The sequence below is a fragment of the Sphingobium chlorophenolicum genome (assembly GCF_000722875.1).
GTDB classification, from domain to species: Bacteria; Pseudomonadota; Alphaproteobacteria; order Sphingomonadales; family Sphingomonadaceae; genus Sphingobium; species Sphingobium chlorophenolicum.
The window spans coordinates 86,113-100,371 of the sequence record NZ_JFHR01000002.1; the positions used below are offsets into that span (position 1 = coordinate 86,113).

Annotated in this window: 16 protein-coding genes; 7 read left to right on the top strand and 9 right to left on the bottom strand. The window is 65.2% G+C overall.

The features are described from left to right. Positions 1–20: 20 nt before the first annotated feature. From BV95_RS02010 to BV95_RS02030, 5 genes are all read left to right on the top strand, one after another. Positions 21–569 (top strand): TspO/MBR family protein, encoded by a 549-nt coding sequence (locus BV95_RS02010; protein WP_037446713.1) that lies wholly within the window; start codon positions 21–23, stop codon positions 567–569. 45 nt (positions 570–614) lie between these two features. Next, complete coding sequence (locus BV95_RS02015; protein WP_013847327.1) at positions 615–905, top strand: accessory factor UbiK family protein; 291 nt, start codon at positions 615–617, stop codon at positions 903–905. 70 nt (positions 906–975) lie between these two features. Then, on the top strand, positions 976–1,482 hold the full coding sequence (locus BV95_RS02020; protein ID WP_037446716.1) for a type III secretion system chaperone family protein: 507 nt from the start codon (positions 976–978) through the stop codon (positions 1,480–1,482). A 10-nt stretch (positions 1,483–1,492) separates the two neighbouring features. Then, complete coding sequence (gene proC / locus BV95_RS02025) at positions 1,493–2,305, top strand: pyrroline-5-carboxylate reductase (RefSeq protein ID WP_037446719.1); 813 nt, start codon at positions 1,493–1,495, stop codon at positions 2,303–2,305. Positions 2,306–2,373: 68 nt separating this feature from the next. Next, positions 2,374–2,877: an asparaginase domain-containing protein gene (locus BV95_RS02030; RefSeq protein ID WP_037446722.1), complete on the top strand. Its 504-nt coding sequence runs from the start codon at positions 2,374–2,376 to the stop codon at positions 2,875–2,877. A 231-nt stretch (positions 2,878–3,108) separates the two neighbouring features. Here BV95_RS02030 and BV95_RS02035 read toward each other — a convergent pair whose 3' ends face one another. From BV95_RS02035 to BV95_RS02070, 8 genes are all read right to left on the bottom strand, one after another. Beyond that, complete coding sequence (locus tag BV95_RS02035) at positions 3,109–3,540, bottom strand: DUF2147 domain-containing protein (RefSeq protein WP_037446725.1); 432 nt, start codon at positions 3,538–3,540, stop codon at positions 3,109–3,111. Positions 3,541–3,672: 132 nt separating this feature from the next. Next, positions 3,673–4,665: a type II secretion system F family protein gene (locus BV95_RS02040; protein ID WP_037446728.1), complete on the bottom strand. Its 993-nt coding sequence runs from the start codon at positions 4,663–4,665 to the stop codon at positions 3,673–3,675. Positions 4,666–4,678: 13 nt separating this feature from the next. Further along, entirely contained in the window at positions 4,679–5,677 is a 999-nt protein-coding gene (locus tag BV95_RS02045) for a type II secretion system F family protein (protein ID WP_037446731.1), read from the bottom strand. A gap of 71 nt (positions 5,678–5,748) precedes the next feature. Beyond that, entirely contained in the window at positions 5,749–7,035 is a 1,287-nt protein-coding gene (locus BV95_RS02050; protein WP_037446734.1) for a pilus assembly protein CpaE, read from the bottom strand. Between the two features lies 1 nt (position 7,036). Then, a complete protein-coding gene (locus BV95_RS02055) occupies positions 7,037–7,693 on the bottom strand; it encodes a CpaD family pilus assembly protein (protein ID WP_037446737.1) in 657 nt (218 codons plus the stop codon). A gap of 17 nt (positions 7,694–7,710) precedes the next feature. Next, positions 7,711–9,210, bottom strand: a complete 1,500-nt coding sequence (locus tag BV95_RS02060) for a type II and III secretion system protein family protein (protein ID WP_037446740.1) — start codon at positions 9,208–9,210, stop codon at positions 7,711–7,713. Position 9,211: 1 nt separating this feature from the next. Next, positions 9,212–10,228: a Flp pilus assembly protein CpaB gene (gene cpaB / locus BV95_RS02065; RefSeq protein ID WP_037446743.1), complete on the bottom strand. Its 1,017-nt coding sequence runs from the start codon at positions 10,226–10,228 to the stop codon at positions 9,212–9,214. 52 nt (positions 10,229–10,280) lie between these two features. Then, complete coding sequence (locus tag BV95_RS02070; protein ID WP_037447003.1) at positions 10,281–10,754, bottom strand: A24 family peptidase; 474 nt, start codon at positions 10,752–10,754, stop codon at positions 10,281–10,283. A gap of 42 nt (positions 10,755–10,796) precedes the next feature. On the opposite strand from BV95_RS02070, the gene BV95_RS02075 reads away from it, so the two are divergent. Next, positions 10,797–11,792, top strand: a complete 996-nt coding sequence (locus tag BV95_RS02075; RefSeq protein WP_081873251.1) for an alpha/beta fold hydrolase — start codon at positions 10,797–10,799, stop codon at positions 11,790–11,792. After that, entirely contained in the window at positions 11,789–12,892 is a 1,104-nt protein-coding gene (locus BV95_RS02080; RefSeq protein ID WP_037446746.1) for an NAD(P)/FAD-dependent oxidoreductase, read from the top strand. The genes BV95_RS02075 and BV95_RS02080 overlap by 4 nt, the downstream gene beginning before the upstream one ends. On the opposite strand, the gene BV95_RS02085 is transcribed toward BV95_RS02080, so the two are convergent. After that, positions 12,885–14,210 (bottom strand): lipopolysaccharide biosynthesis protein, encoded by a 1,326-nt coding sequence (locus BV95_RS02085; protein WP_037446749.1) that lies wholly within the window; start codon positions 14,208–14,210, stop codon positions 12,885–12,887. The two genes, BV95_RS02080 and BV95_RS02085, sit on opposite strands and share 8 nt — an antisense overlap. Positions 14,211–14,259 lie beyond the last annotated feature (49 nt).

Genomic DNA, 14,259 nt, shown 5'->3' on the forward strand with positions numbered 1-14,259 from the left:
AAGGTGGAGCTTCGTTGCCGATGAACGAGATTGCGTCTCCGGGTCAATTGCGTCTTGCCTATGCGCGCTGGGCGCTGGTTACTGTGCCCGTGATTGTTTTCCTTGGCTTTCTTTCGGGCAAGCTCGCCAATAGTGGCTATGGCAATCGCTGGTTCGATGCTCTGGCCAAGCCCGATCTGATCCCGCCCGGCTGGGTCTTCGGCGCTGCCTGGACCGTGCTTTATATCCTGATGGCGCTGGCTTTCGCCATCGTCCTCCATGCTCGCGGCGCAAGGGGCAGGGGCGCGGCGATCGGCGCCTTCGTCGTGCAATTCATCCTCAATCTCCTCTGGTCGCCGCTTTTCTTCCGCGCGCATCAGGTGGATCAGGCCCTGGTCCTGATCGTCGTCCTGTTTGTCCTCGTCGCCGTCACGACCGCGCTTTTCTGGCGCGTTCGCCGGGTCGCGGGACTTCTGCTGTTGCCCTATCTGTGCTGGCTGGCCTTCGCCTCCTACCTCAACTATGAGATCGGCCGCCTCAATCCGGACGCGGAAAGCCTTGGCAAACCCGCGCTCCAGACCCAGATATGATTTTTGGTGCCCGATGAAGGGCGCCGCACGGAAGGACGAAGCATCATGCAGAGCGAAAACCGCTTTTTCGACGATCTTGCCAAGCTGGTGAACGGCGCGGCCGGAACGGTCGCGGGCATGAGCCGCGAATTCGAAACCAACGCCCGCGAAAAGGCCAAGCAGTGGATCGGCGGCATGGATTTCGTCAGCCGCGACGAATTCGATGCGGTCAAGGCGCTGGCCGCCGCCGCCCGCGAGGAGGTGGAATTGCTGAAGGCCCGCCTCGACGCGCTGGAGGGCAAGGCGCCCGAACCGGTCAAGAAGACGGTCCGTGCCAAGCCCAAGGACGAAGCATAAGCGAACTTGTCCACGCATTTTCTACGCTGCCCGCTTTCCTGTAGCGGCAGAAATGCTTTAAGGCGCGCAGATGATGGACAGCGACGAATTTGAAAATGGCGGCCAAGAAGCCGCGCCGATCGACATGTTGGCCGCCTATTTCGAGGCGCATGGCTGGAGCTACGACCAGGTCGGCGAGGATGAGATCGTCGCCAGCACGCAGGGTTCGTGGGCGCAATATGAATTGCGTGGCATCTGGCGGGACGAGGATCAGGTGCTGCAGATGCTGGCCCTGCCCGACATTCGCGTGAATGAGGACAAGCGCCCGGCCATCTACGAAACGCTGGGCCTGATCAACGAACAGCTTTGGCTCGGCCATTTCGAACTTTGGTCGTCCAGCGGCATCGTGTTGTTCCGGCACGGTGCGCTGTTGGGGGCAGGGGGTACGCTGACGCTCGATCAGGCGCAGATATTGGTCGAAACGGCCATCGACGAATGCGAACGTTTCTATCCCGTGTTCCAGTTCGTCCTCTGGGGCGGCAAAACTCCTGCCGAGGCGCTTTCCGCCAGCCTGATCGAAACCCGCGGCGAAGCCTGAGGCCTTTCCCATGACCGATATCTGGCCCGATCACCTGTTCCTTGTCGGCTGCGGCAATATGGCGGGGCAGATGCTGGCCCGCTGGCTGGCCTGCGGGATCGATCCGGCACGCGTGACCGTGCTGCGTCCCAGCGGCAAGGCGGTGGCGGACGGTGTTCGCGTGATCACCGACTATCCGACTGCACTGCCAGCCGGAACGACCGTGTTGCTCGGCATGAAGCCCTATCAGCTTGCCGACGTGGCGGCATCGCTTGCGCCGCTGTGCGTAGCGGACATGCGCATCCTCTCGATCCTGGCGGGCACGCCGCTCGCCGACCTGCGCGCCGCCCTACCGGCGGCTGGGGAGATCGTGCGCGCCATGCCGAACCTGCCGGTGGGCATAGGGGAGGGCGTGACGGCGCTTTATGCCGATGCCGCCGTTCCTCCGGCTTCCCGGCAAGCGGTGGAGGCGTTCATCGCCTCGCTCGGCCTTGCCGAATGGATCGCGGACGAAGGGCAGTTCAACGAAGTCACGGCGCTTTCCGGCTGCGGCCCGGCCTTTCTGTTCCGTTTCATCGACGCTTTCGCCCGCGCTGGCGAAGCACTGGGCTTGCCCGCCGATCAGGCGGCGCGCATGGCGCTGGCCACGGTGCGCGGCTCGGCCAGCATGGCGGCGCTGGCGAGTGAAAGCCCCGCCGTCCTGGCCGACCGCGTGGCCAGCCCCGGCGGCATGACGCGACAGGGTTTGAACGTGCTCGACGCCGACGACCGGCTGCTGAAGCTGCTGACCGACACTCTGGCTGCCGCCCGCGACCGGGGCGAGGAAATGGCCAGGGGCGAATAGGGCCGCCACTGTTCACCTCCGCATGTAAATCGCCTAAAGGGGACGGCCTTCTCCCCTGGAGTCCTGCGATGCTGTCCCCCGAAACGCCTATTCTTGTCCTCACCACCGGCGGGACGATCGATAAAATCTATTTCGATGCGCTATCGGACTATCAGGTCGGGGAGACGGTGATGGCGAAACTGCTCGACATCGCCCGCGTCAAGCGGCCCTTCCGCATTGAGGAAGTGACGCGCAAGGATAGCCTGGAACTGGATGACGCCGACCGCGCCCTGATCCGCGACCGCGTCTCGGCCGCGCCGGAAAGCCATATCATCATCACCCATGGCACCGATACGATGACGGAAACGGCGAAGCTGCTTTCCGCCATTCCGGGCAAAACGGTGGTGCTGGTCGGCGCGCTGGCCCCGGCGCGTTTTGGGGAGAGCGACGCCAGCTTCAATCTGGGCATGGCCTTCGCGACCGTGCAGGTCGCTGAACCGGGCGTCTACATCACGATGAGCGGGTCAGTATTCCGCGCGGACAGGGTGGTGAAGGATCGCGCCAAGGGCGCCTTCGTCCTGGTCGGGGATTGAGTTCGCTTTCAAGCGGTTTGGCCATCAGGTGACATGAAATCCTCCCTACGCGAAGCGTGGGGAGGGGGACCGCTCGCGAAGCGAGTGGTGGAGGGGAAATTCGGAGGTCGTGCCCCCTTCCCCTCCACCACGCTTCGGCCGTCGAAGAGAGTCACGTGCCTCTCTTCGACCCTCCCCATCTCTCGATGGGGAGGAATAGGAGAGGTCAGCTCTCACACCAACCGCACTAACTTACCGTACCGGCGTCCAAGTCTGCGTCTTGCAGAAGAACATGACGCAGCCCTGCACTTTCAACGTGCCGTCGCCATTGCGACTGACCTTGCTATTATAGGTCTTGCCGCTTTCCGGGTCGTAGATCGACCCTTTCCAAAGGTCGCCTGCATCCTCGAACCCGGTGAGCAGGGCCAATCCCGTCAGCGGTTTTGCGCGCTGGGTCGGGTCCGGATTCTTGATGTCGGTCTGCGGCCTGCCGGGGGTGGGTTTCAGGATTTTCTCTATCCGTCCGCACAGCGTCTTTCCGCAAGGAGCGATCTGGACGATGGCCTTGCCCTCCACCGTGGCCCAGCGGCCGGCGATGGACTGCGCGGCTTGCGCGGGCAGGGCAGCGGACAGGGGCAGGATGAACAGCGCGGCGCGGGTGGCGATGCGGGGGATGGCGACCATGGACCTCTCCAAATTGCGTCTCGCGACAGGAGATAAGGCAGGACCGGGCGCTTCGCCAAGGCGGAAAATCAACGGCTTTCCAGGGATTTCGAAGGGACGCTACGGCAGCGTCCCTTCGCCCCTCTCAACTTTTTAGAAGGCCTTGCTGATCGAGCAGGCCGCCGGACCCAGAATGACGACGAACAGCGTTGGCAGGATGAAGAGAATCAGCGGCACGGTCATGATCGCGGGCAGCCGAGCGGCCTTTTCCTCGGCGCGCATCATGCGTTCATGGCGGAACTCGGCGGACAGCACCCGCAGCGCCGACGCCAGCGGCGTGCCGTATTTTTCCGTCTGGATCATGGTCGTCACCACGCCCTTGACCGCGTCCAGCTTGACGCGGGTGGCCAGATTCTCGAACGCCATGCGCCGTTCGGTCAGGAAGCTGAGTTCGATGGCCGTCAGGTGGAATTCGTCGCCCAGTTCCGGATAGGCCTTGCCCAGTTCGCGGGCCACGCGGCTGAAGGCGGCGTCCACGGTCAGGCCCGCTTCGGCGCAGATCACCAGCAGGTCGAGCGCGTCGGGCAGCCCCTTGCGGATTGCGGCGGAACGCTTCTGGACCTTGTTGTCGATGAAGAGGTCGGGCGCCTTGTAGGACAGCAGCAGCGCCGCGGCAAAGGCCATGAAGCGCTTTGCCCCGCCCCATTCGGGGAAGATGCCCACCGCATAGAGCAGCAAAGCCGCCATGCCGCCGATCACGATCGGCAGGATCATGCGGCCGAAGATCACAGCGACCGCCCAGTCCTTCGACCGGATGCCCGCTTGCGCCAGCTTGATCTGCGCTTCCTTGAGCTGGTCGTCCTGCAAAACCTTCAGGCTGGACAGCATCGACCGCATCTGGTCGGTCGCCTGGTTCTTCTTCACCAGCTTGGCGCGGCGGCGGGCGGTGGAGGCGGTGATGCCCGCCTTCAACTGCTCGCGCCGTTCGTTCAGCGCCTTGACGCGCTTCGCCATCGGATCGCGCACGGTCATCACCGCATAGAGCGCGAACAGCGTCGCGAGCGTCGCAAGGGCGGCGAGCAGCGTGCCGAAATCCGTGGCGGTCAGACCGAACAGGGTGCCGGCGGGGACGGGAGCGGTTTCCATCTTGTCGGCTTCCTCAGATTTCGAAGTTGATCATCTGCGCCATGATGAAGGCGCCGATGCTCATCCAGATCATGCCGCCGATGCCGACGACCTGCATTGTCGAAAGGCCGAACAGTCCGACTGGATCGGGCGTGAAGAAGGGCGACATATAATCATAGTTGATGTAGCAAATCAGGCCGAAGACGGTGAACGGCAGCACGCCGATGATATAGGCCGACGCCTTCGATTCCGAGGACATGGCCCGGATCTTGAGCTTCATCTGAGAACGTTGGCGCAGCACGGTGGCCAGATTCGACAGCGTCTCCGCCAGGTTGCCGCCAGTTTCCCGCTGGATCGCCAAGCTGATCACGAAGAACTGGAATTCCGCCGTGCCCAGCCGGTCGGCGGTCTCCTGCAACGCCTGGTCCATGGTCTTGCCGATCTTGATGCGTTCGGTGATCAGCTTGAATTCCTCGCCCACCGGGCCGGGAACTTCGCTCGATACAACGCCTAGCGTTTCCGCGATGGGAAGGCCGGAGCGCAGGCCGCGGGTCAGCAGTTCCAGCGCATCGGGGAATTTGGCGGTGAACTGCTGCACGCGCTTGTTGATCAGGCGGCTGACCCACATGTGCGGCAGGCCAAGCCCGGCGGCCAGGCCCAGCATCACTGCGAACAGCGGCGCGAAGCCGCGCAGCATCAGCAGGGCGCACAGCACCAGGAATATGACGGCGCAGGAGGTCATATATTGGCTGACCGTCCATTTCTTGCCGGTCATGCGGATGCGCTTGGCCAGATTTTCCGGATTGGGCACCAGCGACACCAGCATGGTCGATTCCGTGCCGGTGGGGCGGTTGGAAATCGCCTTGCGCATGCGCGCTTCCAGGATCGCGTCGGCGGAATCGCTGTGCCGTCCCCGGATCAGCTCCATGCGGCGCTTGCGCGCCTTGTCGGGCGAGGGACCGGCAAAGGCCATGGCGATCAGGCCCAGCATCGTCGTGAGCAGCACCGCCATCAGGATCAAATTGCCGTTCATATGCCTGCCCGTTCCAAATCCGCTTCCGTCATGGGAGCCGCGCCACTTTACATCGGCGCGACCCGTACCGATCAGGCCGAAGCCTTGTCCTTGCGGCGCGAGGGGATCATGCTCTTGAGATCGGTGATCTTGCCGAGCAGGGAATCGCCTTTTCTGGCCGAGGGCGCGCCGCTTTGCGCATCCTCGCCTTCCTCCGCCGCGCCCAGCACGCTGTCGAGCAGCATGGCGCAGGCCGCGCCGACCTTGCTGCCCTTGGCCGCTTCAGCCAGCGTCTTGCCCAGCTTCGCCGCCTGCGCCGCGATCTTGAGGTCGAAGGGGATAAGGATGTCGACCTTGCGCTCTATCGACTGTTCGAAATCCTTGCGGCTGATTTCCGGCGATCCCGGATGGACGCGGTTGGCGACCACCAGCACGCGGGATTGCGGCGCGTTGGTCTTCAGCCAGGACAGGATGCGGATCGAATCCCGCGCCGCTGCCAGCGTCAGTTCGGTGACGACCACCGCGACATTCACGTCGCTCATCAGATGCGGATGCTGGATCAGCATGCCGCGCGGCAGGTCAATGACGCTGCATTCGAAGGCGGCGCGGAATTCCTCCAGCAACTGGTAGAATGCGCCGCCGTCGGTCAGCATCGGCTGGCTGATCGGCGCCTCGGCCGACAGGATCGCCAGATTGTCGCTGGCGCGGACCATGGCGCGTTCGATGAACAGCCCGTCGATGCGGCTGGGATTTTCGATGGCGTCGGTCAGGCCCCGGCCCGGCTCCAGATCCATCGCCAGCGCGTTGGTGCCGAAATGGACGTCCAGGTCAAGTAGGGCGGTCGGCCGGTTTTTCTTGTCGCTCAGCAACCAGGCGAGCGAGGTGGCGATGCTGGATGCGCCCACGCCGCCGCGCGTGCCGATGATCGCGGCCGTCATATGCGGGCGTTCAGGACCGGCGTCGCGGGGGGCGAAGAATACCGCTTGCGCCTGCGCCAGCGCGTCGCGCAACTGGTCGGCGCCGAAGGGCTTCAGCAGATAATCTTGAATGCCGCTGGCCAGCAGGTCGCGATAGAGGCGCACGTCATTGACCTGGCCCGCCGCGATGACGACCGTGCCGGGTTCGCACACTTCGGCCAGGCTGTTGATGTCGCCCAGCGGATCGCCGCTTTCCGACATGTCGATGAACAATATCTGGGGCGAGGCGGTGATCGACAGGCTCTGCACTGCGTTGCGCATGCCGCCCTTGCTGACCTTTTCGGGCGCCCAGCCCATTTCGGCGGCGACCACGCGCAACAGGTCGAAGCTGTGGTCGTCGCAGACGAAGGCATGGAAGGGATCACGCTGGCCGGATGCGCCGGGCTTCCAGGGTGCGTTCATGTCAATTGCCTCCCGACAGGGTCTTGAGGTCGCCGGAACCGGTCGGCGCCTTTTCGCGATAGGTGGAGATGGCGCGGTTCGACGTGGCGGTGCGCAGGTCGCTGTCGGTGGTCTGGCCGCGGACCAGATCCTCCGGATTGGCGATCATGGCGGCCAGGTTGCCGTTGACGCCGCAGCCGAAATTGGCGGATGCGCCCAATTGCTGGTCGGTTTCGGGCTTGTCTGACCAGTCGGGACAGCCCGGCACGCGCGCGGTGGCGCGGCGCACGATCAGGCGGACGGCGCCCTGCGGCGCGGACCCGGCGGCGGCCGAACTGTCTTCGCCCACCAGCATGCCATGGCGGGCGACGATATCGGCTATGCCCTCCCGCAGGGCGGGGGCGTAATAGCTGGCGTCGGTGGCAAGGGCGACCTGGTCGCCATAGCCAAGGCCAATGGAGACGAACCAATCGTCCAGGCGACGGGCTTCCGACGGGGTCAGGCCGCCATCGGGACCGGCCTGCACGTCATAGGTGAAGGCGGTGTGGCTGACGACCGGCTGATGGATCGACTGCACGCCGCGATTGGCGCCCTGATCGGTCTGGCAGGCGGCGAGCGGCAGCACCATCAAGGCGAGAGCGCCGAAGCGGACGATATTTTTGCGAGACTGGAAAGTCATGTCTTTCGTCCTTCGGATCAGAAGCTGAAGCCCGGCGCGGCGTCTTTCGAACGCTTGCCAGTGTCTCGGGCGGCGATGGGCGGCAGGGCGACCGACGATTGCGGACCGGGCGCTGGCGCCGGACCGCCCGGCAGGCGGCTAGGCATCGGCGAGCGGGCGCCGCTGACGCCGTCCTGCATCTGCTGCAGAAACAGGCCCTGGCCCTCATTGGCGTTGCGGAAGCCGTCGGTCGGCAGGCGCACGTCGGACGCGTTCATCGGCTTCACCAGATAGGGGGTGACGACGATGACCAGTTCGGTCTCATGGCGCTGGAAACTGCGCGACTTGAACAGGCTGCCCAGGATCGGCAGGTTGCCGATGCCGGGCACTTTGTTGATATTGTTGGCGGTGTCGTTGTTGAGCAGGCCCGCGATCATGAAGGCCTGACCCGAACCCAGTTCCACGGTGGTTTCAGCCGTACGGCTCCTGAGCGCAGGCACGCTGGAGCTAACCGAGAAGTCCAGGCTGGACACGGTCGGACGAACACGCAGCGAGATGCGGCCATCGGCCAGCACGGTCGGCGTGAAGGCCAACTGCACGCCATATTGCTTGAACTCGATGCTGTTGCCCTGGGTGCCGTTGCTGACCGTATAGGGATATTCGCCGCCCGCGAGGAAGCTGGCGGTTTCACCCGACAGGGAGGTCAGGTTGGGCTGGGCAAGGGTGGTGGCGAGGCCGCTCGATTCCGCCAAATCCAGCACGGCGCCAAGGTCCAGGCCCAGCACGCGCGCGACACCGGCCAGGCTGTAGCCGCCATCCGTGGTGAAGTTGAACGTTCCCCCACCGCCGCTGTTGAAGGTAATGGCGTCCCGCGTGCCGCCGCCGATGCCGCCAGCCCATTTGCCGCCGGTCAAATCCTGCGACTTCCAGTTCATGCCGATCTTGTGGCCGACATCCTTGCTGACTTCGGCGATCTTGACCTGCAAATTGACCTGAAGCGGCGTCGCGGTGCGCAGGCGGCTCACCACCGTCACCTCCTTGCCGACGAAGGCCTGGGTCAGCCGTTCGGCTTCCGCCGCGTCTTCCGGCGCGGCGATGGTGCCGGTCAGCAGGACCATGCCGTTCATCTTGTTGACCGCGATCTCCGCGTTCGGCATCGCCAGCTTCAGCATGTCGTCGATGCTGGTCAGATTGTTGCCGACGCGCACCGTGCCGGAAAACAGCACCTTGCCGTTGGTCGCCGTGGCGAAGACGGTGGTTTCGCCCGCCTTCTTCGCGATCAGGTAAAGCTGGTTCTGCGAACGGACATGGACATCGACCACGTCGGGATCGCCGATCACCACGTCCGACATCTTGGCGGGCAGGTTGATGACCTTGCTGCCGCCCACGGAGAGCAGGATCGCATTGTCCTGCATGGAGGCGGGCGCGGCGTTGAGCGCGGCGGTCGGCGCAGCGGCGGCGGCAACCGCCAGGCCGAGCGCGATGGCCGGGCTGATCAGCGGCCGGGCCGCGCCGGAGTGAATGTTGAACCCCTTCATCTTACTTCCCCCCGACCGGAACGACGGTCACGCTGGTTCCGCGAGCGACGCGGATCACTGGCCCCTGGCCGGCAATGGCTCCGCCAACCGGCACGCCCATGGTCAGACCCCCAGCGCCCATGCTCTGCAAAGGTTTGGCGGGGACGCTGCTGCGCTGATAGCGCGAGACGTCGGCGCCTGTGGAATAAGTGCCGCCCTTGTCGACCGGACGGGCCGCCAGGCTGGCCAGCAGCTTCTTTTCGGCATTGGGATTGTTGGCGGCGGACAGGTCGACATCGCTGCCCGCAATGGCCGCATCCAGTTCCGAACTATTGTCGGCCAGCGAACGCAGCGAAAGCGAGAGCGAGCCGATGGTCTGTGCCACCGCGATCTTCTCCGCGATCTTGGGCGTCACTTCAATGGTGACGTTGGAATAGGTTTGCACGACCGGCTTGCCGTCGTCGCCCAGCGCGTCCATGCGCTGGTCGGTGGCGAGCACGCGCAGGTTGCGCAGGATGGTTTCCGATACCTTCAGAGGTTCACCGTCGCCGCCGCCGCTGACGCTCTGCGTCAGCATCAGGTCGACGCGGTCGCCCGGAAAGACAAAGCCCGCAACCGAATTCTGCGCCGATACCGGCACGGTCACGGCGCGCATGCCGGGCCCCAGGGCGGCGGCCAGGAAGCCGCGCTCGCCCGGCTTGATCACCGAACCCAGCGTCATCGGCTGACCGGCGGAAATGGCGGTGCGGATGACGCTACCCACCAGCTTCTGCGGATCGGACTGGCCCTTCAGATAATAGGCCTGCTCGACAAGCTCCTTGGGCCAGGGCTGAAAGCGAAAGCTTTCTGCGTCCAATATGGTGCCCACCGGCAACGCCTTGGTCGCGACCAGCACATGGGGCTGGTCCGCCTCGACCGGCATGGACGATGCGCTTGCCTGCGGCGCGCTCGACGAACTCAGCATGTTGCGTGCAAGCAAGGCTGTAGTGACCGCTATGATCAGCGCCCCCACCAGCAGCACGATCTTCTTGGCATCCATGATGAAATTCGCCTCCCTCAATCAGACGAGTTGCGCCTGAGCCCCCGTTTATTCACGCAAATTGGTTAATATATCGTTCGCCAAGCAACCACAGCGCTGCGAACGAAATGGCGATGCCATAGGGGATTTGCGGCTGCCCCAGCCGCCGGGTCATGCGATGGTGCACGACGGTCACGATGGTGACGATGCCCCCCAGCACCGCCATCAGCATCAGCATCGACAAGGTCGCCTGCCACGGGAACCACAGCGCCAGCGCGCCGAGCAGCTTCACATCGCCGCCGCCCATGCATCCCAGGGCGAACAGCGCGGCAAAGACGATGAACACGATCAGCGCCACCAGCAACTGCACCGCCATGCCCGGCCAGAGCGGCAGGCCGCAGGCCAGCCACCAGAGCGGCGCCAGCGCGGCAACCGTCAGGTTCAGCCGGTTGGAGATGATGCGTGACCGCAGATCGGTGACCGAAGCCACGATCAGCAGCAGTGCCAGGGCGCCGATCAGCGCCATTCTGAAAATATCCCCCATCATGGGTTCGAAACTGTAGACCCGATGGCTTACCAAAGCGTAACCATGCCGCCGATGGATTCGCCCCGCTCCGTTCCTGCCCCAATTGACCGCCCCATTTTCGACAGGCGCGCCTGGCCGATGGACGGGCGGCTGGACTATTGGAACGCGCCTGACGGTTGGCCGCTGCGGCGCTATCGGCTGGGCGACGGCCAGCGCGGGCGGATGCTGGTGCTGGGCGGCCGGGGCGACATGATCGAGAAATATCTCGAAGTCATCCGCCATTGGGCCGACCGGGGCTGGGCCGTAACCAGCTTCGACTGGCGCGGGCAGGGTGGATCGCGGCGGCTGACCGACGATCCGCTCTGTGGACATATAGAGGATTTCGGCCAGTGGATCGCCGACCTCACCGCCTTCACCGCCGATTGGCGCGCCGAAGGGGATGGGCCGACCGTGATCGTCGCGCACAGCATGGGCGGCCACCTGCTGCTGCGCGCTCTGGCGGAGGGGATGGCGCCGCCCGATGCCGCCGTGACGGTCGCGCCGATGATGGGCGTGCACAGCGCGCCCCTGCCCCGATGGCTGGCGGTGGCGATCGCGCGAACGATGTGTGCGCTGGGCTTCGACCGGAAGCAGGCCTGGACGCAGAAGGAGGATTCGGAACGCCAGCGGCACATGCGGCAGAAGCGGCTGACCCATGATCCGGACCGCTATGCCGACGAACTCTGGTGGCGCGATCATAGCCGCGATGTGGCGTTGGGTGCGCCAAGTTGGAGATGGGTCGCGCAGGCGCTGCATTCGACCCGCGCGATGGAAACGCATGCGGGATTGGAGCGGCTGTCCGTGCCGCTGTTGATTTTGGCGGCGCGGAACGACCGGCTGGTGTCGACTGCGGCGATCAGGCGCACGGCGGCGCGGGTGCCAGGTGCGCGCCTGCATGTCTACGGGCGCGAGGCGGCGCATGAAATCCTGCGGGAGCTTGATCTGGTGCGGCTGGACGCGCTGTCGCGGATCGACGGCTTTCTGGATGAAGTCGCCCCGAACCGGATCATCGCTGGATGACAAGGCCCGACATCGTCATCGTCGGCGGCGGGATCGCCGGGGCCAGCCTTGGCGCGGTGCTGGCGGAGCAGGCCAGCGTGCTGATGCTGGAGATGGAGGCGAACGCCGGTTACCACGCCACCGGGCGGGCGGTCTCCTTCTGGGAGGAAACCTATGGCGGGCTGGCGGTCCAGCCGCTGACCACCGCGTCGGGGCCGATGCTGTCGTCGCCCGATCCGGAATTTTCCAGGTCCTCCTTCCTGTCGCCGCGCCGGACGCTGCATATCGGGCGGCCGGACGATGCGGCGGCCCGCGACCGGCTGCTGGAGGAATTTGACGGCAAGGTGGCCTTGCACGGGGTCGATCCGGCAATGCTGGTGCCGGGGCTGCGCCCGGAATGGACGCTGGGCGTGCTGGAGCCGGGGGTGTGCGACATCGACGTGGCGGCGCTGCACCAAGCCTGGCTGCGGCGGTTCCGACGGCTGGGCGGGCAGGTCCGGTTGGCGACGGCCCTGCGGGGCGCAGAGGCGCGAGACGGCGGCTGGCGCATCGAAACGGATGGGGGGGTGATCGATTGCGGCCTGATCGTCAATGCGGCGGGCGCCTGGGCGGACGATGTCGCCGTGGCATGCGGCGTGGAACCCATCGGCATCGCGCCGCTGCGGCGGACGGTGGTGCAATTGCGCGTGCCCACCATGCCCTCGGCCGATCTGCCGCTGATCATGGACATCTGCTCGCAATTTTATTTCAAGCCGGAGGGGGAGGGGCGCGTGTGGCTGACTCCTCATGATGAAGAACCGTCGCTCCCGTGCGACGCCGCGCCCGAAGAGTTGGCAGTGGCGGAGGCGATCACCCGGTTCGAGGCGGTGGTGGATTGGCCGGTTGCGGCGGTGGAGCGCAAATGGGCGGGTCTGCGCAGCTTCTCTCGCGACCGGGCGCCGGTCTATGGGTTCGATTCCGCGACGCGGGGCTTCTTCTGGTTCGCGGGACAGGGCGGCTTCGGCATCCAGACCTCCCCCGCCGCCGCTTTGCTGGGGGCCGCTATCCTCAAGGGAGAGGCCTTGCCGCCCGCCGTCGCGAAAATCGACCCGACGCCTTATTCTCCTGCCCGTTTCAGCTAGCGTGCCGCCCCACGGCTTTTCGGCTCGCCAGCCCCATCATCGCAAAGCCCGCGATGGCCGCTATGATGTTCGCGCTCGCCGCCCCCACCGTTCCATAGACGGGTAGCAGCGCCGCCTGCATCCCCAGCAGCAGCGCGGTGGAAATCACCGTGATGCGCAGCGACAGGCTTGCCCGGTCGGTCGCCATCAGCAGCGGGCGGTAACTCACCCCGACCAGGTCGATGCAGGCCGCGATGCCCAGCAGCAGCAGCAGCGGATAGGCCGGAAGAAATTCCCTGCCCGCGATCAGCCCCAGCAACGGATGCCCGATGGTCAGGATCAGCGCGATGATCGCGGCGCCCGCGATCATCGCCAGCCGGTTCGTCCGCCGGAACAGCGTGCCCAGCGCCTCATGGCCATGGCTCGAATGGGTTCGGCTCAATTCCACGAAGATGCTGCGCGATAGCAGGCCGGAAATCTTCGTCAGCGAATTGGCGAGCTGATTGGCCAGCCGGTAAAGCCCCGCCCCGGCCGGACCGACGAACAGGCCCACCACCAGCACGGCCACCTGCTGCCCCACGGAGGAAAGGGTGGTCTGCAAATTGGTGGCGGTAAGGAAGCTGACGATGCCCGGATTTTCCGCCCGCGCATCCCAGGCGCTGCCCGCCCGCCAGTTCCCCAGCTTCTCGCCCCCCAAGCGCAGCGCCAGCCACCAATAGCTGACGGCGCACAGCAGTTCCGCCGCGCCCCAGGCGATCAGGAAGCCGGTTATGCCGGGCATCAGTATCCAGGCCAGCCCCGCGCCGATCATGCGCCCCACGGGAATCATCGTTTCGGCAAAGGCACCTGAATCGAACCGGTCGAACAGCCGCAGCACGCCCATCGGGCTGGACCGGATGGTGATCATCATCACCATGCAGAAGATCCAGGCCTGCCACCCCATTTCGGCCGACAATTGCATCAACGGCCCGAAGACGAGGATGATGAACCCGGCGACCAGCCCGCCCGCAACCGCCGAACCAAGGTCGATCAGGATGCAGAAACGCAGCACCCGGTTCAGCGCGTCGCCATTGCCGGACGCCAGATGCGGCTGACCATAGCGCACGACGATCTGCCAACTATCGAAGCTCACCAGCGTCTGGATAAGGCCGGATGCGCTCAGCACCAGCGCGAACCGGCCGAAATCCGCTACGCCCAATGTCCGAGTGACGATGGCCAGATAGGCCAGGCTCAACACCGCGCCCACGCCCTTGCCGCCCAGCAGCCAACCGGTATTCGCCAGAATGCGGGCGAAGCCTTCCTGAGCGCTACCCAATTCGCGCTTGCTGTCCCCTGACATTCCGGCCTTTCGATGCGACGCCTTCAATGGCGCGCGGGCCTATCTAGGA

Coding starts and splice junctions, on each gene's coding strand:
- BV95_RS02035 (WP_037446725.1), bottom strand. CDS start 3,540: ATGGTCGCCATCCCCCGCATCGCCACCCGCGCCGCGCTGTTCATCCTG.
- BV95_RS02055 (WP_037446737.1), bottom strand. CDS start 7,693: ATGACTTTCCAGTCTCGCAAAAATATCGTCCGCTTCGGCGCTCTCGCC.
- BV95_RS02030 (WP_037446722.1), top strand. CDS start 2,374: ATGCTGTCCCCCGAAACGCCTATTCTTGTCCTCACCACCGGCGGGACG.
- BV95_RS02060 (WP_037446740.1), bottom strand. CDS start 9,210: ATGAAGGGGTTCAACATTCACTCCGGCGCGGCCCGGCCGCTGATCAGC.
- BV95_RS02010 (WP_037446713.1), top strand. CDS start 21: ATGAACGAGATTGCGTCTCCGGGTCAATTGCGTCTTGCCTATGCGCGC.
- BV95_RS02050 (WP_037446734.1), bottom strand. CDS start 7,035: ATGAACGCACCCTGGAAGCCCGGCGCATCCGGCCAGCGTGATCCCTTC.
- BV95_RS02075 (WP_081873251.1), top strand. CDS start 10,797: ATGCCGCCGATGGATTCGCCCCGCTCCGTTCCTGCCCCAATTGACCGC.
- BV95_RS02085 (WP_037446749.1), bottom strand. CDS start 14,210: ATGTCAGGGGACAGCAAGCGCGAATTGGGTAGCGCTCAGGAAGGCTTC.
- cpaB (WP_037446743.1), bottom strand. CDS start 10,228: ATGGATGCCAAGAAGATCGTGCTGCTGGTGGGGGCGCTGATCATAGCG.
- BV95_RS02040 (WP_037446728.1), bottom strand. CDS start 4,665: ATGGAAACCGCTCCCGTCCCCGCCGGCACCCTGTTCGGTCTGACCGCC.
- BV95_RS02080 (WP_037446746.1), top strand. CDS start 11,789: ATGACAAGGCCCGACATCGTCATCGTCGGCGGCGGGATCGCCGGGGCC.
- proC (WP_037446719.1), top strand. CDS start 1,493: ATGACCGATATCTGGCCCGATCACCTGTTCCTTGTCGGCTGCGGCAAT.
- BV95_RS02045 (WP_037446731.1), bottom strand. CDS start 5,677: ATGAACGGCAATTTGATCCTGATGGCGGTGCTGCTCACGACGATGCTG.
- BV95_RS02020 (WP_037446716.1), top strand. CDS start 976: ATGATGGACAGCGACGAATTTGAAAATGGCGGCCAAGAAGCCGCGCCG.
- BV95_RS02015 (WP_013847327.1), top strand. CDS start 615: ATGCAGAGCGAAAACCGCTTTTTCGACGATCTTGCCAAGCTGGTGAAC.
- BV95_RS02070 (WP_037447003.1), bottom strand. CDS start 10,754: ATGATGGGGGATATTTTCAGAATGGCGCTGATCGGCGCCCTGGCACTG.